Source organism: Enterococcus sp. DIV2379 (assembly GCF_050542965.1).
Classification (GTDB): domain Bacteria; phylum Bacillota; class Bacilli; order Lactobacillales; family Enterococcaceae; genus Enterococcus_D; species Enterococcus_D entomosocium.
Map to the genome: position 1 here is coordinate 1818747 of NZ_CP172938.1, position 25935 is coordinate 1844681.

At 38.2% G+C, this 25935-nt stretch carries 23 protein-coding genes; 2 read left to right on the forward strand and 21 right to left on the reverse strand.

What is annotated here, in order from left to right; genetic code table 11:
* Window positions 1-36: 36 nt before the first annotated feature.
* The 10 genes from IGI92_RS08450 to IGI92_RS08495 all read right to left on the reverse strand — a co-directional run bounded on the left by IGI92_RS08450 (window position 37) and on the right by IGI92_RS08495 (window position 10326).
* Window positions 37-456 carry a cupin domain-containing protein gene (locus IGI92_RS08450; RefSeq protein ID WP_128489504.1) on the reverse strand — a complete coding sequence of 140 codons (420 nt, stop codon included), beginning with the start codon at window positions 454-456 and terminating at the stop codon, window positions 37-39.
* On the reverse strand, window positions 457-801 hold the full coding sequence (locus IGI92_RS08455) for a carboxymuconolactone decarboxylase family protein (protein ID WP_005235882.1): 345 nt from the start codon (window positions 799-801) through the stop codon (window positions 457-459).
* Complete coding sequence (locus IGI92_RS08460; RefSeq protein WP_087664121.1) at window positions 770-1336, reverse strand: flavodoxin; 567 nt, start codon at window positions 1334-1336, stop codon at window positions 770-772. The genes IGI92_RS08455 and IGI92_RS08460 overlap by 32 nt, the downstream gene beginning before the upstream one ends.
* 164 nt (window positions 1337-1500) lie before the next feature.
* Window positions 1501-2382: a LysR family transcriptional regulator gene (locus tag IGI92_RS08465; RefSeq protein WP_301389463.1), complete on the reverse strand. Its 882-nt coding sequence runs from the start codon at window positions 2380-2382 to the stop codon at window positions 1501-1503.
* A 265-nt stretch (window positions 2383-2647) separates the two neighbouring features.
* The gene (locus IGI92_RS08470) at window positions 2648-5965 is read right to left on the reverse strand and encodes a polysaccharide lyase family 8 super-sandwich domain-containing protein (protein ID WP_086372988.1); all 3318 of its coding nucleotides are present in this window, start codon (window positions 5963-5965) and stop codon (window positions 2648-2650) included.
* 127 nt (window positions 5966-6092) lie between these two features.
* Window positions 6093-6905: a PTS system mannose/fructose/sorbose family transporter subunit IID gene (locus IGI92_RS08475; protein WP_016611814.1), complete on the reverse strand. Its 813-nt coding sequence runs from the start codon at window positions 6903-6905 to the stop codon at window positions 6093-6095.
* Window positions 6895-7689, reverse strand: a complete 795-nt coding sequence (locus IGI92_RS08480; RefSeq protein WP_086372989.1) for a PTS mannose/fructose/sorbose/N-acetylgalactosamine transporter subunit IIC — start codon at window positions 7687-7689, stop codon at window positions 6895-6897. The genes IGI92_RS08475 and IGI92_RS08480 overlap by 11 nt, the downstream gene beginning before the upstream one ends.
* A gap of 11 nt (window positions 7690-7700) precedes the next feature.
* Complete coding sequence (locus tag IGI92_RS08485) at window positions 7701-8198, reverse strand: PTS system mannose/fructose/N-acetylgalactosamine-transporter subunit IIB (protein WP_086372990.1); 498 nt, start codon at window positions 8196-8198, stop codon at window positions 7701-7703.
* A 22-nt stretch (window positions 8199-8220) separates the two neighbouring features.
* Window positions 8221-9408, reverse strand: a complete 1188-nt coding sequence (locus tag IGI92_RS08490; RefSeq protein WP_086372991.1) for a glycoside hydrolase family 88 protein — start codon at window positions 9406-9408, stop codon at window positions 8221-8223.
* A gap of 156 nt (window positions 9409-9564) precedes the next feature.
* A complete protein-coding gene (locus IGI92_RS08495) occupies window positions 9565-10326 on the reverse strand; it encodes a GntR family transcriptional regulator (RefSeq protein WP_016611818.1) in 762 nt (253 codons plus the stop codon).
* 368 nt (window positions 10327-10694) lie between these two features.
* Here IGI92_RS08495 and IGI92_RS08500 point away from each other — a divergent pair, with 368 nt between their 5' ends.
* Window positions 10695-12245, forward strand: coding sequence for an IS1182 family transposase (locus IGI92_RS08500; protein WP_087665201.1), 1551 nt, complete (start codon window positions 10695-10697; stop codon window positions 12243-12245).
* Between the two features lie 155 nt (window positions 12246-12400).
* Here the strand turns inward: IGI92_RS08500 and IGI92_RS08505 are convergent, their stop codons facing one another.
* The 6 genes from IGI92_RS08505 to IGI92_RS08530 all read right to left on the reverse strand — a co-directional run bounded on the left by IGI92_RS08505 (window position 12401) and on the right by IGI92_RS08530 (window position 19255).
* Window positions 12401-13105, reverse strand: a complete 705-nt coding sequence (locus tag IGI92_RS08505; RefSeq protein ID WP_301389845.1) for a flavodoxin — start codon at window positions 13103-13105, stop codon at window positions 12401-12403.
* A 191-nt stretch (window positions 13106-13296) separates the two neighbouring features.
* Window positions 13297-14238, reverse strand: a complete 942-nt coding sequence (locus IGI92_RS08510) for an ABC transporter ATP-binding protein (protein WP_301389846.1) — start codon at window positions 14236-14238, stop codon at window positions 13297-13299.
* A gap of 103 nt (window positions 14239-14341) precedes the next feature.
* On the reverse strand, window positions 14342-15772 hold the full coding sequence (locus IGI92_RS08515) for an ATP-binding cassette domain-containing protein (RefSeq protein ID WP_430606754.1): 1431 nt from the start codon (window positions 15770-15772) through the stop codon (window positions 14342-14344).
* Window positions 15773-15778: 6 nt separating this feature from the next.
* Complete coding sequence (locus tag IGI92_RS08520; RefSeq protein ID WP_430606756.1) at window positions 15779-16675, reverse strand: ABC transporter permease; 897 nt, start codon at window positions 16673-16675, stop codon at window positions 15779-15781.
* Between the two features lie 11 nt (window positions 16676-16686).
* The gene (locus IGI92_RS08525; protein ID WP_016620097.1) at window positions 16687-17616 is read right to left on the reverse strand and encodes an ABC transporter permease; all 930 of its coding nucleotides are present in this window, start codon (window positions 17614-17616) and stop codon (window positions 16687-16689) included.
* A gap of 61 nt (window positions 17617-17677) precedes the next feature.
* Window positions 17678-19255: an ABC transporter substrate-binding protein gene (locus IGI92_RS08530; RefSeq protein ID WP_042890729.1), complete on the reverse strand. Its 1578-nt coding sequence runs from the start codon at window positions 19253-19255 to the stop codon at window positions 17678-17680.
* A 492-nt stretch (window positions 19256-19747) separates the two neighbouring features.
* Between IGI92_RS08530 and IGI92_RS08535 the strand changes: the two genes are divergently transcribed.
* Window positions 19748-20260: a GNAT family N-acetyltransferase gene (locus tag IGI92_RS08535; RefSeq protein WP_016620095.1), complete on the forward strand. Its 513-nt coding sequence runs from the start codon at window positions 19748-19750 to the stop codon at window positions 20258-20260.
* 85 nt (window positions 20261-20345) lie between these two features.
* Here IGI92_RS08535 and IGI92_RS08540 read toward each other — a convergent pair whose 3' ends face one another.
* From IGI92_RS08540 to IGI92_RS08560, 5 genes are all read right to left on the reverse strand, one after another.
* Complete coding sequence (locus IGI92_RS08540) at window positions 20346-22388, reverse strand: glycosyl hydrolase 115 family protein (protein ID WP_430608489.1); 2043 nt, start codon at window positions 22386-22388, stop codon at window positions 20346-20348.
* A 498-nt stretch (window positions 22389-22886) separates the two neighbouring features.
* Complete coding sequence (locus IGI92_RS08545) at window positions 22887-23138, reverse strand: hypothetical protein (protein ID WP_016620092.1); 252 nt, start codon at window positions 23136-23138, stop codon at window positions 22887-22889.
* 274 nt (window positions 23139-23412) lie between these two features.
* The gene (locus IGI92_RS08550; protein ID WP_430606760.1) at window positions 23413-24363 is read right to left on the reverse strand and encodes a zinc-binding dehydrogenase; all 951 of its coding nucleotides are present in this window, start codon (window positions 24361-24363) and stop codon (window positions 23413-23415) included.
* Window positions 24364-24892: 529 nt separating this feature from the next.
* Entirely contained in the window at window positions 24893-25459 is a 567-nt protein-coding gene (locus IGI92_RS08555) for an NUDIX domain-containing protein (protein WP_016620090.1), read from the reverse strand.
* Window positions 25460-25483: 24 nt separating this feature from the next.
* On the reverse strand, window positions 25484-25933 hold the full coding sequence (locus IGI92_RS08560) for a pyridoxamine 5'-phosphate oxidase family protein (RefSeq protein ID WP_016620089.1): 450 nt from the start codon (window positions 25931-25933) through the stop codon (window positions 25484-25486).
* Window positions 25934-25935: the final 2 nt, after the last annotated feature.

Genomic DNA, 25935 nt, shown 5'->3' on the forward strand with positions numbered 1-25935 from the left:
GTTACACGCCTTCAAGTACGGCTGCCTTACCATCACTTATGCGTCAGGCAATTGATCGTATTCTTCATCACTGACTGCTTCTAACCATTCTGAAGCACCAGCAGTAATCGCTACATGGGCAAACCAACTATTTTTTGCTGCACCATGCCAATGTTTGACCCCTTCCTTGATGACTACGACATCCCCAACAGTAAGTTTTTGCGGTTTCTTACCTGCTTCTTGGTACCAGCCTTTTCCTGCGGTCACCAACAACAATTGATACCCACCATTGATATGCCGATGCCAATTGTTGCGACAACCCGGTTCAAAGGTCACATTGCCAACGTTGACTGGAATCGCTGGATCAGCTACTAACGGATTCAAGTAACTCTGACCGCTAAAATATTGCGCATAGGCATCATTTGTGTTGCCCAATAAAAAGATTCCTGCTTCTTTTGCTGCATCGAGTTCTGACATTTATTTATCCTCCAGTTCTGCTAACTCTTCTTGATAAACCGTTTTGGCGATGTTAAAAGCAGACCAAGCTTTAGGCCAGCCAACATAGAAAGCCAGATGAGTGATTACTTCTGCAATTTCTTCTGCAGTGATCCCGTTTTCCTTGCCAATCGTCAGATGGGCAGTCAATTGTTCGAAATTGCCACCGGAAATCAAGGCCGATATCGTTAATAAACTTCTCGTATGAGGAGCCAACTCTGCCTCACGTGACCAAACTTCACCAAATAACACATCATCATTTAGTTGCGCGAATTTCGGCGCAAAGTTGCCTAAGTTATCTCTTCCTGCTGTTTGTTTCTTGACCATATCGAACGACTCCTTCATCTATTTTAATGAAATGCTGGTTTAACCAATTTTGAATAGCTATATCCGCTTTCTCTATTCTTGAACCACGAACAGCTAATCCAGGATAAACAACTGCATCAGGACAAGTCTTTTTAAAGTCTTCAATGCTATTGCCGAATCCTGAGCCTTCATGAGTACAAAACGGAAAAATAATCTTCCCTTCCAATCGGTGATCTTTTAAAAAACTCGCTAGGATCATCGGGTATGTGCCCCACCAATTGGGAAAACCGATAAACAAGACCCGTTCTTTAAAAAACGCTGTCGATACCTCTTGATAGAGGGGGAAATCATTAGCCGCCTTTTCTTTTTTTGCTAGCTCGACCATTGCTTGATAGCTTTCAGGGTAAGGATAAGTCGGTTCAAGAGAATAAAGCGGGCATTGTAATTTCTCTGCTATTTTCTCTGCTAGAACCCGCGTATTTCCCACTATCAGCTTTTTTCGCTGCCCTTCAATAAGATTCTCCCCTGCTCGTGAATACACAAGTATTGCCGGCATTTTGTCACCTCCTTGGTTTCTCTTCTTGGTATATTTAATAGTAAGGCAAAGCGGAGCCGTTGAATAATGCTTTCTATAAAAAGTCCCTATGCTTACGAAGCATAGGGAGAGGTGGAAGCCAAAAGAAGCGGATCACTCCACTTCTTTTGGCTTTTAGGATGCAATTATTCAAAAGCGTCACGAAAGCGGGCAATGAACGCCGTCACAACCGGCGACATCACACGATTTCTTTTCCACACCAAGACACAGCTGGTTTCGATTTGAGGGACTAAAGGCAAAAATTTGATCGTTTCATCCCTCCGTTCTCCGACTGCTCCGCTGATGGTCAACGCCGACCCAACATGGTTTTCTACCAAGGAAAAGACATTGAAAATCAAGTTATATGTTCCAACGATCGGTAATTCTTCTATTGGTGTTTTTGACCATTGACTGAACATTTGCTGCACCTCCGGACGCCTTGAAAGTAGCAATGGCACCCCTTTGATATCTGCTGGTGTGATCTCCTCTTTATGGGCGAGAAAAGAATCAGCCGATGTCATTATGCCCCAAATTTCTTTTCTTGGTAGAACGATTTTTTCGTATTTCTCGATCTCGATGGGTTCGATCAAAATCGCCAAATCCAATAAGCCTTTCTCTAAACGCTCGTTGATATCATCTCCTGTGCCACTGTGAATATGAAAGCGGACATCTGGATAGTCACTGATAAATTCTTCCAACATCAAGGAAAGCGTGTCGGAATTATCTGCTTCCACACAGCCAATTGTGAAATGACCACTAAACAACTGTTTCTTACGATCTTCAAACTCTTGCATGGTTTGATCCGTTAGACTCAATATCTCCTCGGCACGGCTTTTTAAAAAACGACCTGCTTCCGTTAAGAGCATTGTACGATTATCACGAATGAAAAGAGCCGTTCCTAATTCATCTTCTAATTCTTTTAATTGACGGCTCAATGTCGGTTGGGTGATGTGGAGCACTTCTGCAGCTTGAGAAATTGTCCCTTCCTCTGCAATCGTGAAGAAATATTTTAATAAACGAAATTCCACTAAATCGCCTCCTCTTTTTTGCAACATTGTAACTCTTAGCAATGAAAAGAATCATCCTACTTCTTGGTCTATTCATTTTTAATAATAACAAAGAATCGCTAATTCAGCGAATCATGCTAAAAAAGCGGAGAAGACTGTAGAATTTTAAGAAGATCGTTTTATGGAATGACATGAGAAAATTGTTCGCACATTAATAATAGAGGGACAAAAAGACTTGCCCCACTATTATGATAGCCAATCAAGTTAAGCTATTATTTGGTTTTCTTTACTTTTTGTTAAATAGAATCTGGCTATTTTGACCATTTGAACCTGTTGGATCAATTTCGATTTCCCAGTAATCGAGACCATCTAAAGAAGTGATTTTTTTCGCTGAAATATTACTATCTGCTTCTTTAATACGATAACCATCGTCTTTTAGATGAATCAAATCCTTTTGAGCACGCTTCATTGTAGGATCTGAATGTGAAAGTATAATCGTTTCATCGCTGTCCACTCGTGTAAGTGCCATTGGGGTTTGAAATTTCATATCAAGGATTTCGACTTCGGTTTCATTATAGACATTAATACCAATTACATTATTTGACTGTACTGCATGAATGTTTTTATCATTGCGCAATATTTTAGCGGGTTCAATTTTTTCGAATTCAGTTCTGTCCCTATTAGGATAGATAGCATAGTTGTACTCATCTTCTTGATGGATATGCGTTTTCCACATTGTAAAGTAGCTTCTCGTAATCGGGTCAATGCTCCCTGATCCATTGATCCGATTCCAACTATCTGTACGTTCTTCAATCATCAAAGTTAAATCTTGAGGGTTGATAAATTTATATCCGATAGATTGTTGCGGATCAGAAGCCTCCAAATAAACACTTTCAACATTAGAAAAGCTTTGTTGTCCATTTGATAAATCAATCTGTTCATTATTCACAAATAATCTGTAATCAATCGTCTCATTTAGCTTTCGGTTCTCTATAACTGTTTCAATGATACGGTCATTTTGAAAGTTTATATTACTTCCAATAGCAACAAGCTCGTCACCAAGGATGAACCATGACTTTTGAGCTGTCAACGTTCTTTCATAATTGATAAAATCCATGACAAAACTACCATAACGATCATCAACGGTGGAACCTCCCACGAAGTCTGTTTCCGCTACACTATAACCGCTTTGATCAAGTCGAATTTGCTTATCCACAGTAATACCTGGCAATCTATAGGGATCAACTGTCGCCCAAAAGTCTTGATTAAATTGATTTAGATCATCATTATATAGATAAAGCATTCCATCGCCCGTATGCCATCCTTGAAGGTTTTCATTATTCATTGTTTCGTATCGTTTGATTCTACTAGAGGACATACTTAACCCAAAACTAAAATCAAAATCTTTATTAAAATAGGTCATTCGATCCATATTCGCAAAATTTGTAAGTTTTGTTGTGTAAGGACTATCGGAGGCTATATCAGGATTAGATAATATTGTTTTTGCTAGTGCAATATCTCTAAAGCTTGATAAACTATTTAAGTAGTCAAAATTCGCACTATTTGCTTCTATCCAATGCTTAGCAAAATGAAAATATCTTTCGCTGTTCGATAGTTCTGGAATACTCGCAAAACGAATCATCGCTTTTGTCATTTCAGCTCCAGCAACATTGCTCTCCATTTGGCTCCTTGAGATAGCTCTTCCTCTGACCATATCCATCATATTTCCTTTATACATGAACGGGACGATTGATTCTTGAATCCAGAAATCTATCACTTTAACTATACTATCAGCTGGAAAATAGTCTGTTGACTGAGTCATTGTGAATATCTGTGAGATACCATCAAGAAGAACATTTCCATATGAACCAATATAAGGAACGTTGTCATGTTGTAAAAACGAACCATCAGTATAAAAGCCATCACCCTCGGTTACAAAAGGATAAACTTTTTCTAATGCGCTTATCGCTTCACTAACACCAGAATCATTTTCTTCCAAGATGCTTTTAATTAGTATTATTCGGGTATTATCCACTTGATTAGCTCCAGTTGCTTCAAGTGCAAGTTCTGGATTTACACTATATCTATTATAATTGACATCTGGCAAAAAACGTTCAATCGGTCTTAAAAAATCGCCAATTTGTTCTTGTGATAAAAAAGGATGTAAAGTGGTAACTAAGTCATTAATTGCTCGCGGAACGCCAATTTCCCAATCCCACCAGTTTCCATACGTTTGGACAGAGAGATTATACTTATAAATGTACATCCATTCTAATCCCGAAAAGACATCCTCTAATAAATTTCTGTTGAGATAATATTCTGAACAAGGATTGGTTGCTGACAGAGCTAAAGTCGTTAAATTTCTAAAACTAGTTGTTAAATTAGCTGATGCTGTCAATTCAGATTGTTCTTCCCACAAAGCTTCCTTATCTTCATCTTTATTCAATGTTTCCCATAATAGGTTGGCTGTTCTATCCATTGATCTTTGCTTATCAATCATTAACGAATCATCAGAATTAAAATAGTTAGCTCCCAGAATCATTTCGTGCCACTTTGTTCTCATGTCATCAAATTTGTTGTGGTCACCTTTATCAATAGATACATCAACGAGAACGATCAGCTCACCACTTGTATTGGTTATTTTTATTCGTGTTGTTCCCTCTCTTTTAGGCAGAATAATCCCATCAAAGACCTCTAATAAATCTTGGTTTTCCACAAAAACGTCTAATTCTTCAAGTGGTTGGAAGAGAGGTATGATATGCATTTGATCTAATGTAAGATGTACATTATCATGTCTATCTTTTGTAACAAAAATGGGGATACTTACTTGAATAGTCTCATTTTTATCGCTAATAATGATCTCACTGGTCCCTGATGCTACACCAGTAACATACCCCCGCTCATTTACTTGAGCTACCTTTGGATCACTTGAAGAAAAAGATAGGTTTTTCCGAGGGAAATCTTCGGGGTAAGTTTCCAGCTCGATTAACTGGCGTTCACCAATTTGCAAATGCAGCTCTTCTTGAGAAATGATAATCTCTTGAATTTCTTCATATATGCGATCATACAAACGTGCATTTCTGTATTCAATTAATCCCGAGGTATTATCAAAAAAAAGCTCCAATTTTACTTGTTCCGTATCTGCTCCAGTCGTAAAAGTAACTGCAAGGCTTTCCCATCCCGAAGTTCCTGAAACAGCTTCACTAGAGTAAAGAGATATCTGAGTTCCATTTTCCATGTACTGAACCCTTATTCTTCCACCAAGTGCATTAGAAATATCTGTTGCTTTCACCTCGACAATTGCGCGATATTCTGTATTTGGACGAACAGGTATACCTTCTTGAAAAACTGCTGCACGACTGACTTGATTGGAAGAAATTTCAATGCTGTTTTCTTCTGTTACTCTCACTTTTGGACGGATATCTGAAGGGAACCAAAGGCGCCAGTGATCTGCTCCAATTGAATCATGCCACCCATTCGTATTCTCAGATTGTTGTGAAAAGTCCCCGTTCAATAATAAATTATGTTCAATCGTTGTGCTGTGAACATTGATTGGTAGTATAAGCAAATGGATCAGAAACAGAAATAAAGCAAGTATTTTCATATTTTTCCTTTCTGCATTAGGCGGAGGCTTCTTGTCATCATATACATAAAGAAACTGTCATTGAGTTGAATAAAAACCGAATAACTATTAAATTGATAGAACTATGGTCTAATAACTACATGAAAAGTCATCCAAGGATACCTGACAGCGACCCTAAAATACCCAAAACAAACAATAAAATGAGCAGCTTGTAAACATTCCAATTCTTCTTTTTAATTAGATAATAAACCATAATCGTAACTAATCCAGGCAAGAGCCGAGGCAAAATTTGATCAAAAACAGTTTGGAGCGCTACTACTTGTTGTTCGCCATCAATAGTTGTTGCGTACTCGATCGCCATTTCAGCTTTTACGAAGCTCACCGCTAAACCAGAGATAACTGTGACTCCTACAATATTCGCTGCCCGAGAGATTTGGTTGATTTTTTGGCTGAGCATTTCAATCGCACTTGTGCCCATTCGATAACCTAGCCAGCCTAAAAGACACTTAAGAAACAGATTAAAGCCAATCATACAAACCAAAAACATGATTGGACTAGCAGTAATACCCGCAATCGCCATGCTAGCAAAAATCGTTGAAAATAACGGTGCTACACCAAATTGAGATATTGCATCCCCAATTCCTGCCAAAGGACCCATTAATGCCATTTTTATACTTCTAATTTTTGATACATCTTCCCCGTGATCAAGCATTGCTAATTGTAAGCTAGTAACAAAGGGAACTGTTTGAGGATTGACATTATAAAATTCCAAGTTATCAATAGTGGCTTTTTTCAATGCTTCCTGATCATCTTTGTAGATCTTTTTTAATCCCGGAAAAATAATATTTGCATAACCCGTTCCTTGATACGTGTTATAGTTGAAGCCATTTTGGAGGAAATATGAGCGCATAGTTGCTATAAAATAATCGTTTTTCGTTAGTTTTTGTTCTTTAGATTCCATCTTCTTTGATTCCTCCTTGTTGAGCGAAAGTCATTGAAAGTTCTTGTCTTTTTTCTTGATTATAGTAATCGATCATTGCAAATACTGCTCCTACTAATGCAATCGCCATAACAGGTAAATCTAAATACGCAATACAAATGTAGCCTAAGATCACGTAAGGAATAACGTCTTTGGAAACCATGACCGATAGAATCATCGCAAAACCGATTGCGGGTAGTAAGCCTCCAGCAACAGTCAGTGCTTGAACCAATTCATTCGGAATCATTTCGACAAATTTTCTAAGAGGCTCCATACTTAAAGCAGAAAGTAATGCAATAAAGAATCCCACAAAGAAAAAACTAATGAAAGTTGTATGTGCAAACCATTTAAAGCGTTTGAAACGGCCATTTTCTACCGAAACTCTTGCAGCTTCGGATGAACCAGCACATACTGTATAAATGAGTGTCTGGCAAATTTGAAATAATACTGCAAATGGATAAGATAATGCCAAGGCACTTTCAGGTGTGACCCCTTTATCTTTTAAAGTTATCGCCATTATGGTCCCCACCACTCCTGGACCTAAAGGATTAGGCGGAACCGTTCCCCCAGCGCCAACGCCAAATCCCATAAAAGCAAGTTCACCAATGGCACCCATCATTAATCCAGTCTGAACATCACCAAGAATCAACCCTACAAAAAAGGAAAGGACAATGCAACGATTTGTAAAAATGCCTAGCAATAGACCCGAATAACAAACGCCTGCCATAAGTGCCAGTAAAAAAGCTTGCATAATTGATATATTCATTTTATTATCTCCTATTCTTTTTCAAGATGAGACATGAGTTGTTTCAATGAATCAACGTCTGGAGCCATCGGTGAGGTACGAGTATCAAACTTGATGTGGAATGTATTCTTTAATTCTTTTAACGCTCTTTTATCTTCTTCACCGATAAAAATATAGTTGGATATTTTCGTTTTTCCTACTGCATTGTGAATGTTCCCCACATTGATTTGCTTAATCGGTACACCACCTTTGACAAGTACTAATGCATCCTGCGGATTAGCCACAACGATAAAAATCATTTGCTTAGGCGAGGCTTTATGAATGATTTCGCATGTTTGTTGAATCGTGAAAAAGCGCATGCTCACATTTTGTGCCACCGCTTTCATCAATTGTTGTTGAAATGGATCATTTGCGGCTTGATCGTTAGCTACGATACATAAGTTGACACCCAATGATTTGATCCACATTTGACCTTGACCATGTATCAAGCGTTCATCAATTCGTGTCATTTTAATATTTGGTTGTGCCATTTGATTCCCTCCTTTAGTCTTTTTACCAAAATAATTGCCAGTTTTTTTTATGTCTTACCAGTGCTTCCATATAGAAGTAATCTCCCCAGATATTCCCTTCATTCACACCCTTTCCGGAATGCCAGGAATAGACCCCTTCATTGATGAGCGCTACAGCCCCTGTGCCCTTTTTTTCTGTGTAACGGTTTATTAAATTTCTTAGCATAACTTGTTGGATATTGTGATACATTTCTTTCATAGGATGGTTGTCCGCTAGATATTTTTCCATTTCATTCATACCACAAAGGGTTATTGCACTAGCAGAAGTATCCCGAGGTTGGTCAGATCCCTCTTCAAAAATCAAATCCCAAAAACAGATTAAATCACTAGGCAAACGATTTAAAAAGTAATTCGTTACAGCTTCATAAAGCTTTATATTTTCCTCCTTTCTACAATAATGCTGATTTAATGCTATTCCATAAATCAACCAGCTTTGACCGCGTGCCCAACTGGAGTCGTCAGAAAATCCTTGCTTCGTTTTACCATATAGGGGCTGACCTGTTGTGGGATCGAAATAATAAGTATGGAATGCTGAAGCATTTTCTCGAATCGCATATTTAATGGTGGTCTTATAATGTTTCTCTGCCACAGCTTTATAGATATCGTCACCTGTCTCCTCATATGACCAATGCAATAATGGTAGATTTAAGAGACAGTCAACAATTAAACGATATTCATTAGAGTCATCCAAATCTCCCCAAGCTTGTATAAATTTCCCTTTATTTTGAAATCGCTCAACGAGTTTGTCAGCTGCGCTAATGGAAAGTTCTCTAGCTTGGGAATTGCCTGTGATTTTGTAACAACTGACACACGAAAGAGTATAAAGGAAACCTAGATCATGATGATTGATTTCTATATTTTGAGACAATCTTCTGGAAAAGCTTTCTATATGCTTTTCTGCTAAATCCTTATACTTATTTTCCTTGGTAATATCATATGCAATCCATAAAATGCCTGTCCAAAAAGCCGTCGTCCATTCTGTGTTATCAATAACTTGGTAATTTTGGTTTTTAGTGGCAGGTGCAGGAAATTTCTCTCCAAATATAGCCATATTTTGATCAATTTTTTGTAAACACTCGTTAATCGCTTGATCAATTTCTTTCGTACTTAATTCTGATACTTCTAGTTTTTGATAATTCTCCTTTAAAGGTTCAATTCTTTTCAAAAGCATGTTTTTCCTCCATTCACAACTTATAGCGTTAACGTGTTATCTGATTGCAGTATATAATATTCTCGTTTGCTACGCAAGCGTTTTCAAGATTATTTATTTTAATGGAATAAAAAAAGCATATAACGCAGCTATATGCTTTTGAAATATAGATGTTAACTAATTAATAATATCAATACTATAGTAATCAGGATGAATAAATGCCTGGTCATATTCAATAGCATTTTCAAAACGATCATAAACAATTCGATTCCTCACAAACAAAGCTGCTGGTCGATTATTCTTAAAATAGCTTTTCATTATTTTCTGATCTTTCTCTGATAAACTATCTATGATCGATTCAAAGTCAGATACAGAGATTGTCATTTTCTCTGATTCTGGTATTTGGTTTAAATCTTCTAGTACTTTAGTAAATGACAGCCCCTTTTTCAGCTGAGCGATTGGAATATCTGTCGGTCCACTGATATGTGCATATCTAAATTGAAGTTTCCACGGCTTATTATTAATAAATGCAACTTGACTTAGTTTTAAAAACGGTACTTTTGTCTCTTCAAACGAAGGAGCATGTAAAATCTTTGCTATATCTGAATTCGTTATTTGTTGAATGAGATCTACCGCTTCCACGACAGTCTTTTCAGATATTGGTTCTTTTTTATCATTAGTCAAGGGGCGTGTATTTTCACTAAAGAAAACACGTTTATTTAGAATGTTTTTTCGTACAAATGTTCCTTCGCCTTGTCTCCGAATGAGATAACCTTGTGCAACCAGATCATTCATCACTTTGATGACGGTTGTATTACTTACCCCATATTTTGCTTTCAAGTCTCCCTCTGAATAGATACGGTCCCCCGGTTTAAATTTACCAGCTTCAATATCTCGAAGAATATCTTGTTTGATTTTTTCATATTTTAATACAGCCACTTTTAGTCCCCCTAAAACAATCTTTATGTACGCAATTTTAGCTAAATGGAATAATATTTAATTTACCTAAATTAAGACAGCAATTGATTAAAAATTTTTATTGAATCGACGAGTATTATAGCTGAAAATAAGATTCTTTGCTTTTACGCTAAATCATTAGATTAATCATATCATATATCTCAAATAGACGTCTAACAGTCTCATAGAAAAATAAAACAAAGAAGAAGGGACTGTGACATAAGTCCATAGAAGAAAACCGCAAGAACTGACGAGAAATCGTTCATTTCTTGCGGTTTTTTGGGTAAAATAAAAAGGAGCATCGGTTGCCGCCAATGCCCCATCATTTAATCCTGAAAGGACTAAACAAAATGTATACTAATTATAACATGAATCAACTCACTTTGGATCTATCTACTTCATTTTCTCCAAAAGAAAATCATGTCGCCGTTTTTATCCATGAACTGGTTGAAGCGCTTCAGATTAATGACCCGTATCTTTTTGGTCGACCAAGAGAATATGATTTAGGTGCCATGATGAAGTTGGTTCTTTTTGCGTATACGCGAGAAACCTTTACAAGTCGCAAGATTGAACGTTTAGCTGAAGAAAACCTATATGCTCGCTGGTTGACGCAAGAACGGGTTCCGACTTATCGAACGATCGCCCGTTTTTGTGTATCTAACGATGTGCAGGAGTTGACTAATAAAGGCTTAGATCAGTTGACAGAGTATCTGCGTGCACGGAATCTGATTGATGATGCGTTGTTTATTGACGGTACAAAAATCTTGGCAGATGCGAATAAGTACAGCTTTGTCTGGAAGAAAAACACGATCCGATTCGATCAAATGAATCGCGAAAAACTGCTTACTATGATGACGGAACTAAGAGAAGCGTATGCCCTGAAACAGATTCCCGAAGGGACGACCTTGACAGTAGACATGATAGATGAACTGTTAACACGGATGGAACTACGTCTGGAAGAACTAGAAAAAGAAGTTGAGGCAACGAAACGTCTTTCGCCAAATCCAGCGAAACAACAACGGCGAACGTTGAAAAGCCAAGTACGCAAATTAAATACAAAACGAGAAAAAGTTCTGGAACATCAAACGCAGTTTTCTACTTATGGGACAAGAAACAGTTATTCAAAAACTGATCATGATGCGACATTCATGCGCGTAAAAGAAGACCCTATGAAAAATGGCCAACTTAAGCCTGCGTATAACCTGCAAATCGCTACTTGTAATCAATTTGTACTCGGCTACGATGTCTTTCAAAACCCAACAGACACTAAGACACTGAAACCATTACTGGAAAAGATGAAGATTGCACAAAAGTCCCCTCATTATTTGGTCGCCGATGCAGGCTATGGTTCAGAAAGCAATTACCGCTATATAGAAGATGAACTTCCCCAACATACTGCACTGATTCCTTATGGAACGATGTTTAAAGAACAAAGCAAGAAATGGCAGACAGATGATCGGAAAGTAATGAATTGGGATTATGAGCCTAAGGAGGACTTTTACATCGACCCCAAAGGGGTACGATTCAATTTTCATGCTTACCGTCAACGAACAGATGCGGATGGCTTTATCCGAGATTTTAAAGAATACCAAGCAGAAAAAACGGATGCGAACCAAGCGCTCATTCCTGAAGCCTTAACCCCAAAGGGGAATCGCAGAAAGATCACTGTAAATCCGTCTTGGGAATACCATAAAGAAAAACAAAAAGAGCGCTTATCAACGCCTGAAATTCAAAAAATATATGGTCGGAGAAAGATCGACGTGGAAACAGTCTTCGGATTTATGAAGGCTTGTTTGGGTTTCACTCGATACACGGTTAGGGGCTTAGAAAAAGTCAGAAAACAGACGGGTTTACTCATTACGGCAATCAATATGATGAAATTGACAAAAATAGGTACTTGAACTACCCAAAATGAATAAAAAAAACAAGGAGCACTCGAAAAATCACATGATTTTCGAGTGCTCCTTATATTTTAGAGAGCGTAACTAGTTAACTTATGTCACGCCCCCTCCCTCTATAATTAAAGATATTCTTTTATTCTTTATTGATGCTTTTTCTATAATCCCAAATGATTTAGCCACTCTAATACTTCTGGTTCAGCATCTTCAACACTTCCCGCTCTAGCTGCAAACCCTTCGAGAAACTGGTAATCTGGATACAATGTTCGAAGTTCGTTTCGACTATTGGTCAATCCACTTCCACCGTGGGTTGCAAAGGGAATGATTTGTTTATCAGCAAGATCATAGGCTTCAAGAAATGTTAAAACAGCTCGCGGTGCACGGTTCCACCAAACAGGAAAGCCGATAAAAATAACATCAAAATCAGACATCTGTGCAACGTCAGCCATCAACATTGGTCGAGCATCTTCTTCCACCTCTCTAGTAGCAAAAGCTGTATGTTCATCGTAAACGTTAGGGTAACCTACTTCTGTTTGAATCGAAAATAACTCACCTCCTGTCTGTTCAGCGATCATCTCTGCTATGACTTGGACATCTCCTATTAAAGTGTTATCGATCACATTAAAACTACTTCCAGAAACTGCTTCGACTGCTGGTTCATGCTCTAAATTTTCTGGTCTTGTGAAGTAGGCGATCAAAATATCGGCATCCCCATCAATCCCTGTTTCTCTCATTTGTTGCGTAATGGTGTCACTAGTACTTGTTTCTGTTGTACCAATGTCTGGCTCGTCATTCATTGAATCACTGCTACATCCTGTTAGAAAAAGCATTGTCAGAAAAAGTCCTTTTGTCCATTTGTTCATTGAATTACTCCTTTCTTTTTCCACCAAAAATGGTAGTTCCAGTATAATTCTTGAAGTGGACTTTAAGGCAAGACTCTTGAGCAAACCTTCCCCTATTTTTTACATCTTTCTCACAACTTCCTCACAAAAAAATTTCCTTCCCAGCATACTGAAAAAGCCGTAAACAAAGCTTTGTTTTACGACTTTTTCATTTAGTTATCGATTTTTCTCAAACTGGCAGCGACAAAATGATTTGTTCCTACCTGAACCCAATTCGGGTCCGCTGTTTCTTCTGTTTTAAATGTGGTGAAATCAAAGACATTGTTTTCCTTACTGTAAAAATCATCAGGCGCTGTTTTCTTGTTTCGAATGTCGGTTCTTAAAAACGCAGCAAGTAAGCGCCTTGTGTACGGATGGTAAGCATTTTTGAATATCTCATTGATTGGGGCACTCTCGACGATTTTTCCCCCATGCATCACGATCACATCATCGGCCATTTTACTAATGACACCCAAATCATGGGTAATAAACAAAATACTTGTATCCAGCTTGTCTTTTAACTCATTCATTAACTTAAGGATTTCTGCTTGGATGATCACATCGAGTGCGGTAGTCGGTTCATCGGCAATCAATAGCTTCGGATTGCAGGCTAATGCCATTGCGATCATTACTCGCTGACTCATTCCTCCAGATAACTGATGAGGATATTGCTTGGCTACTCGTTTAGGATCTGTGATCTTGACAGCTTCTAACAGCTCATATGCCCGTAAAGTCGCCGTCTTATTGTCGACGTGCTGATGAAGTTTCAAAGCTTCTGTCAGTTGTGCTTTGATTGTAAATACCGGATTCAAACTTGTCATAGGCTCTTGAAAGATCATTGAAATATCATTTCCACGAATTTTCAAAAGCTCTTTTTTGCTTAATTCGAGGATATTTTTTCCTTCAAAACGGATCTGCCCTTCCGCTATATACTGATTTCGCTGAAAAAGTTGAAGGATCGACATGGCTGTTTGACTTTTTCCACTCCCACTTTCTCCAACAATTCCTAATGTCTTCCCTCTTTTCAATGAAAAAGTAACGCCTTTGACAGCTTTGACAGTGCCCCGTTTCGTATCAAAATACGTATGCAGATTCTCAACTTCTAGTAAATCCATCTGGACCTCCTTTTGATTTTTTCCCATCAAACCAATCGTATCAGGCTTATGGTTCGTTTGATTGACTCATCAACCATGTTTCAATTCCTATGTTCTAAAAAAACTATTTTCGCGTACACTTCACAAAATGATTTGGCTCGACTTCTACCCAATCTGGATCAGCCTCGGTTTCTTTTGAATAGTTGAATGCCAAATCAGGATGGGTTTCATCAAGAGCCCATGGGCGATACTCTTCGTCTAGCGTTGGAATGGCATTTAATAATTGCCGTGTGTACGGATGGATCGGGTTAGAAAAAATCGTCTCAGCTGAAGCTAATTCTACAAGATGCCCAAAATACATCACACCGATCCGATCAGAAATAAATTTTACGACTCCAAGATCATGGGTGATGAACAAGTAAGTCAAATTGAGTTCTTCCCGCAAATCATGAAGCAAATTGATGATCTGTGACTGAATCGAAACATCTAACGCTGAAACAGCTTCATCGCAAACAATGAATTTGGGCTTTAAAGCTAAGGCACGAGCAATCCCGATTCGTTGTCGTTGTCCACCAGAAAATTGATGCGGATAGCGATGAATAAATTCTTTCTTTAACCCGCATTTTTCCATGATATCAAGAATATAGGTTTCATAGTTTGGGTCCTTTTTACTAGCAAAAAATTTGTGTATCAACAAACCTTCTCCAATAATATCACCCACTGTTAACCGTGGATCTAGTGAGGAGTAAGGGTCCTGAAAGATAATTTGCAGGTCTTTTCGTAAAACTCTTGATTCCTTTTGAGTCAAAGCAGCTAGATCGATGCCAGAATCAAGCTGCTCTTCATAGTATGAAAAATCTTTTTTGTTCATAACTTCTTTTTTTAGTTGTGCGACTTGCTTATCAATAGCTGCTAAGTCATTTTGTTGTTCAGCGATCGTTTTTTCCAAGTTCATGAGCCCTGTTTGATCTACTGCCCCATTCATCGCTTGTTTTTGCTGATTAAATGTTAACGCTCGCTTGCTAGCGGCAACTTTTGCTGCAGCTTCGTAACGAGACGAAAGAAGCTTACTGACCTTTTGTAGATCATCATGCAAAATCAAGCCTCCGACTAATCGCAGGGTATTGCCATATTCATTTTCAAAAGCGATTTTCTTTAGACGCAACCGTTCCGTTGTTGCTTCTACATCAGCAGCTGAATCAGTAGCGAGTTTTGATTCGATCGACTGGAGCTCATTGACAGAATCAGTAAACTGTTTCATCTTTTGTGGCAGTTGTTGATAGACTTTTTTTACGTAACGAGGCATGAAATCTTCGATCGTCTCTCCATAGTAAAGGGTCGAGCCTCCGGTTTGTCGCTGGAGCTGAATAATCGTGCGTCCAAAGGTCGATTTTCCACAGCCACTTTCACCGACGATGCCTAATGTTTCTCCTTCATATATATCGATCGTAAGATCTTTATTTGCTTTCACATAGTCTTTTCCCACCCCAAAAAAGTTTTTCTTCTTCACAGGAAAATACTTTTGTAGATTCTTGACGCGCATGATCGTGTCCATAACTGCTTACCTCTCTCTCATCTTCGGATCGATGGCATCTCGGATTCCGTCACCGATCAAATTGAAGGATAAAATGGTCAACATGATCGCGATCCCTGGATAAATCGTCAGGTAGGGATGTGTTCGGATATAGCCTCGTCCAAAATTTAACATCGTTCCCCATTCCGCAACGGAAGCCTCCATACCTAAGCCAATAAATCCTAAGCCAACAGCAGATAAAATTGCTGTGGCAACGCCCATTGATGAATGCACGATGACTGGTGAAAGGATATTTGGCAAGATGTGTTTAAAAATCAGCAATCCATTATTTGTGCCCAGCGCTTTTCCAGCTTCAATAAATTGCTTCTCTTTGACCGCCATCACACTTGCCCGAATAATACGAGCAAAAATGGGGATATTCGCCAACCCGATCGCCAAGATCATGTTCGGCAGACTGGATCCCAAAGAAGCCACGATGGCGATTGCCAACAAAATGGAAGGGATGGATAGTAAAATGTCACAAAAACGCATAATCAGCGTATCGATCCACCCTCTGAAATAACCGGATAAGACACCTAAGATGCCACCAAAAAAGAGTGCCAGTAACACCGCACAAACGCCTACAGTCAGCGATATTCTCGTGCCGTAAATCAAACGAGACAATACGTCACGTCCCAAGTCATCTGTCCCAAACCAATGAGAACGACTTGGAAATTGCAATGCATTGTCTAGATTTTGCTCCCTCATACCATAGGGAGCTATAAAGTCTGCAAAAATCGCAGTAATCGTCAGTAACGTGATAAATAGTAACCCAAACATTGCTCGGCGATTTGCTTTTAAGGAAAGCCAAATCTCTTGTTTCGATCCTTCTGGTACGCCTGCAAGTGCTTGCGTTTTCGCTATGGCCTTTTTTCTAGAAAACATGAGTTCCTCCCTTAATCATATGAGGTTTTAATTCGCGGATCGATATATGCATAGAGAATATCGACACATAGATTAACCATCGTAAAAATAAATGCAATAAATAAAACGCCGCCTTGGACGATCATTGTGTCTCTTGTACGGATCGCATTCACCATCAATGTCCCGATCCCATTGATACTAAACACAGTCTCGGTCAATACAGCCCCACCTAATAAAGCCCCAAACTGCAAACCAATGACTGTCACTACGGGAATCAAGGCATTTCTTAAAGCATGATGGAACGTCACCTTTGAACCATTTACTCCTTTGGCTTTTGCCGTACGAATATAATCTTGGTCTAAAACGTCCATCATACTCGACCTTGTGATTCGGGCGATCGTGCCAATTGACGAGGAAGCCAATGCAAATACTGGCATGATCATTTGCTGCCAAGTATCAAAACCAGATGCTGGCAACCAGCCCAGGGTAGAAGTAAAAAGAATAATTAAAAGGAGTGCCTGCCAAAAGGTTGGCATAGAAACCCCCACTAGTGAAAGAAACATCACGAAATTATCAACCTTGGAATAAGGTCTCGAAGCAGAGATCACTCCCAGTGGAATCCCAATCAGCGAGGCAAATAACACACTCCATACTGATAATTTGATTGTGTTGGGCAAACGGACTAGGATTTCATCCATGACCACCCGGCCAGAAACATACGATCTCCCAAGATCAAATTCGACAACAACATTTTTTATATAATGAAAAAATTGTTCGATAAAACTACGGTCAAGCCCCATTTGCACACGCATGGCCTCATATTGTTCAGGAGTCGCTCCTTCCCCCAACACCATCGTTACAGGGTCTCCAGGTGATAGATACATAATCGCAAATACAATAAAAGAGACGCCTAGCAGGATAGGAAACAACCACAGAATTCGTTTTACAATATATTGGAACATCTATTCATCTCCTCAAAATAAAGAGCCATTGCGGCTCTTTATTTTATACTCTCAATCCAATTTAGTTTTTTGACACCGTATCTAAGAAGTAACTTCCAGTTGGATGATGTTCGAACCCTTGCACCCAGTTGCGGATACCTGAAACATTTTCTCTGGTTTGTAAGTAAACCCATGGCATCTCATCATTGATAATCTCTTGCGCCTCATGATAATAGGCCAAGCGTTCCTCTTGGTCAGAAGTGCTACGAGCTGCATCAAGTAATTCATCTACCCGTTGATTATGATAGAACGTACGATTTCCAGCTTCGCCAAAGCTACTTGAATGGAACAGTGGATACAATCCATAGTCAGCATCTGTTGTGATCGTTGTCCAACCTAGTAAGAACATATCTGGTTCACCAGCTGCTGCAGCATCTAAAAATGCTCCCCACTCCATTTGGTTGACCTCAACAGTGATACCTAATTCTTCTAAAGCAGCGGAAACAACCTGCGAGACACGGATTCGTTCTTGATTGTTATCACCGACGTACAACGAAAGGGAAAACCCGCCATCTGGATAACCAGCTTCTGCTAATAGTTCTTTTGCTAATTCAACGTCATAAGGAGTAGCTTCCAAGTTTTCATTAAATCCAAAAACCAATTCGTTGATCGGTCCACTCATTTGAGTCCCGATCCCCATATGAACCGTTCGGATAATTGATTCGACATCGATAGCATGGGCAATCGCGCGACGTACCCCTACTTCTTGCAATGGTGTATCATTTCGAACGTTGAAACCTAAGTATTCCGTTCCTAAATTTTCTGTCGCTAATAAGGTCAACTCATCGTTTTCTTCAACCTTTTCATTATCAGAAGGAGCGATATCATAAACAATATCGACGGTTCCTGACTCTAGTTCAATCAAACGAACACTTGAATCTGTAATTGTCCGGAACTCGATTCTTTCCATTCCCGCTGGCTCATCCCAGTGATCGTCAAATCGATCCAATGTCACGTGACTACCGGTTGCCCATTCAACAAATTCAAAGGGACCCGTTCCTACAACGCTGCTGATACCATAATCTTCACCAGCTTCTTCCACAGCTTTCTCACTCAAAATTCCAACCGCAGGATGTGCTAAATGAGTCAAGAAAGGCCCGAAGGCACCATTTGTCCCGATAAGGATCGTATGATCATCGATCACTTCGATCGTATCAGGATCGATCGAACCAATGATATGACTGATCGAAGGTGAGGCAACCGCCCGTCGAAGGGTGTAGGCAACATCAGAAGCTGTCATCGCTTCCCCATTATGAAAGACAACATCTTCTCGCAACTTGAACTCATAAAGGTTCTCTTCAATTTCTTCCCACTCTGTTGCTAACCCTGGCACTAACTCAAGATCGTTGGTCTGTTTGATCAGTGTTTCGTAAATCTGTCTTGCTACCCTGGTAGTTGCTTGGTCGTTCGTTTGATGGATATCTAATGTCACTGGATCCGCACCTGATGCGACCACTAATACATTAGGATCAGAACTAGCTCCCCCTGACACATTCCCTCCCGAACTATCTGTTGGGTCTTGGCCTCCACTACCACAAGCACCTAATACCATCAGACTTGTTAACAATACGAGAGCCCAGCTTGTTTTCCTTTTTTTCATGTTATCCTCCATTTCGTCCCCTGTAACTTAAGGATTTTTTTTTGCGCTCTTCTTCATACCAGCAAATATAGAAATTAGACGCATTGGCGTGTAACTTGGATCGAAAACACATACGCTCGTCCTGTTTTCTATCAACTAACTATAAAAAATTTGCTCATAATGAAGAAGCTTTTATCTGAATGATGAAAATTTTCAGATAATAACAAACTTTAGCTTGGAAATGTGATAGATTTGTGATGAATACCTAAGAAAATTGTCATTTTGTTAGAATAAAATGAAGAATTGCGGATTATTATCATTAATTTGACTTTTTCTTATAAGAACCCATTCAGTTAACAATTACTAATTCTTATTTTTGTTTCATTTGATTGAAAGTGTGACAACGATTCTGTATTAGGAATTTTAAGTCTCTAAATTTTTATCGTTATCAAATATAAACGTTATATATCATTATGTGATAAACTATTTTTGAATAAAGATGGGAGTGATTGAATGAACATTTTCTTCAGACCACCAAAAGAAGATGATATCGATCAAATCATGCAGATTGAAAATGCAGGATTTACAGCTGATGAAGCAGCATCCAAATCTGCGATGATGGATCGTATACTTACAATAAGTGACAGTTTTATTGTTGCAGTAAATGAAAAGGATTGTCCGATCGGCTACGTTGTAGGGCCCATTATTTTTAAACGTTATCTTTCTGACGATCTCTTTGAAAGTACTTGTCCTAATCAGCCTTTTGGTGGCTACCAAAGTATTCTGAGCTTAGCTGTCGCTCCTGATTATAGAAACTGCCAAATTGGTAACAAACTACTGTCAGCCCTTGAAGAAAAATGTCGTCTTCAAAACAGAAAAGGAATCACCTTAACTTGTTTAGAATCATTGGTTCCATATTACAAAAAGCATGGCTATCAACTAGAAGGACTGTCAGAATCACAACATGCAGGTGTTGCTTGGTATAATATGGTGCTAGAATTGGCCAACACGCCTAATGAATTCTAATAAAAAACTGCATACTAGATTAAACGCCATTCAAAAGTAAGATATTAAGTCTAACTTTTGAATGGCGTTTCATCTCAAATTAATATTATTTACGAACTTTTCTAAAACTTACTCTGATTTTTCTTGCTAACTTTTCATCCGTCAACGCTTTTTTAGTATTTGAAAGCAACATAACTCTTGATTCAATGGAGTCCATAATATATTTTCTCTCCCACTGGTCTTGATCTGGACCATCGCCAATGATGCGAATGTAAGACAACAGACTTTTAATCATCTCTTTTGTCAATGTTAGGTTGGTATAGCCATCGTTTTCATAAAAATCATACCATGTATCACTTGGATTTTCTTTCAGTATTTGAATTAGTTGATGGATTTCTTCTAACGCATCGAAAACTTTTACAAATACAAAAACCATTTCTTCCCGATCAATCATCTGATAAGCGTCTAACAAACGGAGCAGTGCTTTTAATGTTTTGCATTGAACGGCTACTGAGAGGTAAATATCATTAAAAAAGCGAGCATTTTCCGGATTTTTATCCTGAAGGGATAATGTAATCTGCTGGCATCTCAGCAATAGATTCTCCCAGGCTACTATCTTTTCTCCTACCATAGAGAAAATTTCTGTGACTTGCTCCTTGATTTTCCGATCACCCGTCAACCATTCTAACCTCGGAATTTTTGTTTCTTGCTTGAGCCAGGATTGAATAATTTTTCGAATCAAATAACAGGCAAACTCATCCCCAGCGGTTTGATCCTCATATGTTCCATAGCGGATAACCGCTTCAAAGCAAGCTTCATAGACAGCTTGGATCTCTTCTTGCTGATTTTGATAGTATTGTGTTACATGCTCTAAAATTATCTCTTGATTGGTTCGTAACTGATAATCTGCTCGCCAGAAATTCGCTATTTCTTGTAAGAACAAAATATGCGGTTTTATGTTACCTGTATTAACTAAGACAAACTTATCCATCTTGACTTCTCTAACCGCCATTAACTCTCTAGAAACAAATTCTGGGCTATTAGGCAAGATCGTCAAGAAATTAGATGCTTGTAAATCATGAAAGGCAACGTGATAATAGATTCCTCTTGATTGATTTGGTTTTGGTGTGTTTGTTAACACCTCATCTCGTGGATCGTGATTCCCTTGTCTACGAGAAACCATTTTGCCATAACCATTATCCGCCCAAATCTCAATCACATCATCTGGAAGCTCAAGTAAGCCAAGATTAAATAATTCCGTCATCTCCCCATAAATGTTCATCGAGCATACTGCATGAGGATCGACTTCTTTAACCATATGATATTGTAGATGGACGATTTCATTGATCACTGCTGCTTTTTCCGCTGCAGACCACTGTCGATCAAGATCTTCTGACCAAAAAGGACAATCCCCTTGTCCACGAAAACCGAGTGTGTAAATAACCTTGGTACCTTTTTGCTCGTGTAAGGCTTTTTTCCATAATTCCTGAAACAACACAAAATGTTCCTCGTATGAAGCCTTCAAACTGGGATACCTTCTAGCAAACATCTCAGCGCCTAGTGGCTCGGCATGATGATGTGTATAGATCAACCCCATCGCTTGCGCACTTTCTCGATGTCTATGACTGTTCTTATCTGTTCCAGGGATGATGACATTTCCGCCTAAACGTAACAATGTTTCATAAATACGTTCCCATACATATTCATTTGAACCATTATCTTCCCATTGATCCAGCAGCAACTCATCATTAACGAACCAGCCCCGATAGTCCGTTGCAAAATCAGGCAATGTTAAGTCAAAACCTGTCCATTCAATAAATGGCTTTTTTATTGGGGGAATCTCCATGAAATACCAAAAGGGTTGAACACCTAAAATTTTATGAGAGATTTCAAGAACCCCATACATTAATCCTAACGGTGTTTCAGCACACACTTTTACTTTATCTGGCGATACGAAAAGTATATGAAAAGCATCCGTTTCATTTTTTTCATCAAGTAAAACCAATATAATTTTATTTGCCTTCCTCGTGTCTGTCACAACGGTTAAAATGTCACGTTGCAAGATCTCGCAAGCATGTCCAATCACTTCATTTTCCAACTGTTTTGACGTAACAGAAGTATTTTTAGAAATGAAAAATGTTGTTTCCATGTAATCACCCGTTTCATCCATATAGTTTATTATTTTATCTTCAATAAAGAACTTTCTACTATGTTGTAAAAGGCAATCGAATTGCATATCAGCCATAAATCTCTCGTCACTATTTTCTGCAAAGGTATTTTCAAATGGTCTAAACGTTTTGTTAACTTTTTACTTTGATACCGCTCATAAATTTAGAATAAGCGAAAAGCTTGTCTAAAAAAATGGAGAAAGTCGATGAAAAAAACGAAAAAACAGACTTTCTTTGTTTTTTTTGATTTTTCCCCGTCTCCCTTTAACTAAGGTTTTATCTTGTCGTTGTAGAACATGATCTTTTATGCCTATTCAGCTTGTCGTGTTTAATCATATGTACAGCAAACAAGCCCACACTCATAAGAGCATGGGCTTAGTGAGATCATCGTCCATTCTAAATCTTCAATTAGAATCTGGCTTTTATCAATTCAGATTTCAATTGCTGAATAATGAAGACAATTTCTTATTTTTCTTCAATTACATATACTTCTCAACTTCATTAATTTCTTTTTGTAGTGCTTTTTCATCGTACTTTTCATACTTACCGGCTTCGTGTGCGATCTTTTTGATTTCGTGAATCGCTTTTTTCTCAACGATCCATTTCTTCATACTATGTTTTTTTGCGTCAGCATCTAGTGTGTCTAATTCAACTAAATTCTCATCTAACTTATCAAGAACCTCTGCAATCTTTACCAATGCTTTTGCTTCCTTTTCTTCATAGTTTGTCATAGATATCACTCCTTAAGTATTTGATATATTTATCTTACTGCTGTAATTAAATATTTTCAAATTAAATGTACTGTTTATCACAAAGTTTTATCTGATTCTCACTTAAGAAATAGAAAACATTAGATTTTTGCAATATTCTACTCATTTTATACTTATTTTTATCCTTAATGATTTATCATAAGAAAAGTATCGATTATATAAAAAGATAATTTAGTGAATTAGCAAACATTCGGTGTATCTTTTATGATAAAGTCATTTAGCTTTTTTTACTTTCTTATGGTTGCAGCAAAATTTTCCCGACACTTTTTCCAGATTCTAAATAATCATGGGCAGCTTTTCCGTCAACTAAGGAAAAAATGGTTGGTTGACTGATTTTCATTTGATCCTTGCTAAAGTAAGTAAACAGTCGGGTGCTTCTTCTCTCCCGCTCTTGAAAACTTGTCAAGTAATCCCACAGATCCCCTGTCAAAATACTTTTTGATTTTGATAACAAGGGAATAAAGTCGATCGCTGGCGGATTTCCGCCGGCCATGCCAAAAAAGATAACCTTCCCTCTATTTTTGAGCAAGTCGACGCTTTCGGCTAATGTATGCCCAATGCCATCATAAACGGTATCAAAGAAAGAAGTATAGGTTTCTTGCCATTCTGTATTTCTTAAAAAGACTTGTTTTGCTCCTTGGTCTAAAGCCAGTTGTCGCTTTTCTTCCGTGGAAGTGACGCCATAAACTTCTAGACCATCTGCGGTTAATAGTTGCGATAAAATTTGTCCAACACCACCACTTATCCCATGGACGAAGACCTTACTATTATTCACATTATTGCCAAGATCATGAGCTAAAAAATCAGCTGTCAACCCTTGCAGACCAATACTGGCTGCTAATTTAGATGGTATACCTGATGGAATATGGATGGCATTTTCCTCAGGAACAGCCACCAATTCTGCATTAGCAAAAGGAACATCCACAAAAAGAATCGTTTCCCCTAGCTGAAACTTAGAGACTGATCTTCCTTTTTGAACAATCCTTCCTACACCTTCATAGCCATTATTAAGAGGGTCTCGGGATTCAATATGATAGCTGCCCTTTCTTCGATAAATATCTGCATAATTTAACCCAATATACATCATTTCTATCATTAGCTCATTTTCTTGAATGACTGGATCAGGCAATTCACCATAAGTTAACACATCTGAATCGCCAAATTCTTTAAAGTACAATGCCTTCATGCACAAAACATCTCCTATCTTTTGCCAATCAAAATCGTGTGATTTTCTTTATGAAACCAAAGCTCTATCACTTAGCCAACTATCATTAGATTGAAATCATATAAAAATAAATAATTTAAGTTCTTTTGGTCATTTTTTACTATAAAAAAAGCACCTTCTCACGAAGGTACTTTCATTCTATTCTTCTAGATGAGATTCGTCAAAGTAGATTATTCGTTCAGATCCTCCTTATCAATTCCAGTTATGTCTAACCCACCTTATTCCTAAATAAATCAACTACTTTTGTGTAAAACAGGATTATAACAAAGCTGACTATTACTAAGAGAAAGAAGTGAGGATTGGAAGCCATCATCTTTTAAGTCTGACAAATCCTCAGAAGTAGTTCATTACATCGGAACCAAACTGACTATCCATGGTTTTTAGAGGATATCAGGAAAGCGATGGCAAAAGTCGCCCGGCGATCAATCAATTGTATCCTATAAATAATTATCCCCACTCGAAAAAAATTAAGCCACATCGCTTCTACTTGTTAAAGGCCTCTTTGCCTTAATTCGTCGTTCAACCACTTAAATCCATCATGGATGATTTGCGCATGATCAAAAGCAAAAAGAGATTCCCAGTTCTCCGTAAAGGATCGTTCTTTTGACGTAACATATTGATAGAGTACTTTATCCTTATCAACCCTATACCAAAAAGCCTCAGAAGCATCATCTCCTGCATAAAGAGTCTTCATCTGCTGTAGAACAGTTATATAGACAGCAGAAATAGTCCATCCACGGGGACGATTTTTATCTCCATATACACCTAATAAAGAAACTTCCTGCACTTCCACGCCCGTTTCTTCCTTTAACTCTCTGATGGCGGCTTTAATGATATTTTCTCCTTCGTTAACGAAGCCACCTGGCAAAGCGAACCTTCCTTTGAAAGGATGATTTTTTCTTTTGACAAGTAAAATGTATACTGCATCCGACGTGACATTGAATATCAAATTGTCAACAGTAAATGCTGGTTTTGGATATTGTGGTAATTCCTGCTTCTTATACCAGCTTAACCACTCTTCTTCGTTCATTTCCTCTTCTGATACTTTATTTGCCATGTGATTGTCTCCTTTTGCTTTGAGTTATCCGAAAGATTTAACGTTTTGATAGATAGGCTTTTTGCTTAAATCAAAGATTGACATAACGCCTTTATAAATTTCAAAGACTCGTAAAACATTTCGGTCTTCTACAGAGGGGTATATTTTTGCCATGTAAGGATTTTTCTCGAAAATTTCATCTAAATAGGTAGAGCCTATTTCATTTACTCTCCCTTGTAAGGTAATAGAAAACGATTCCATTGATGTTTCTCCTTCTATACCTGTGATGGAAACGACCGGGTTCATTTTGAGCTGTTTATAAAACGGCTTGGATATTGCAGTCAAAAAATACAGCTTCGTTTCTTTCACCAACATAATATCGATTACTCTGGTGACCGGATTTCCGTTTTCGTCTACTGTGGCGAACACAGTAGAATGAATCTCATTTTTTAAATAATTCAAATAATCTTCTGTCTTCATTTTTGAATGGTCCATGA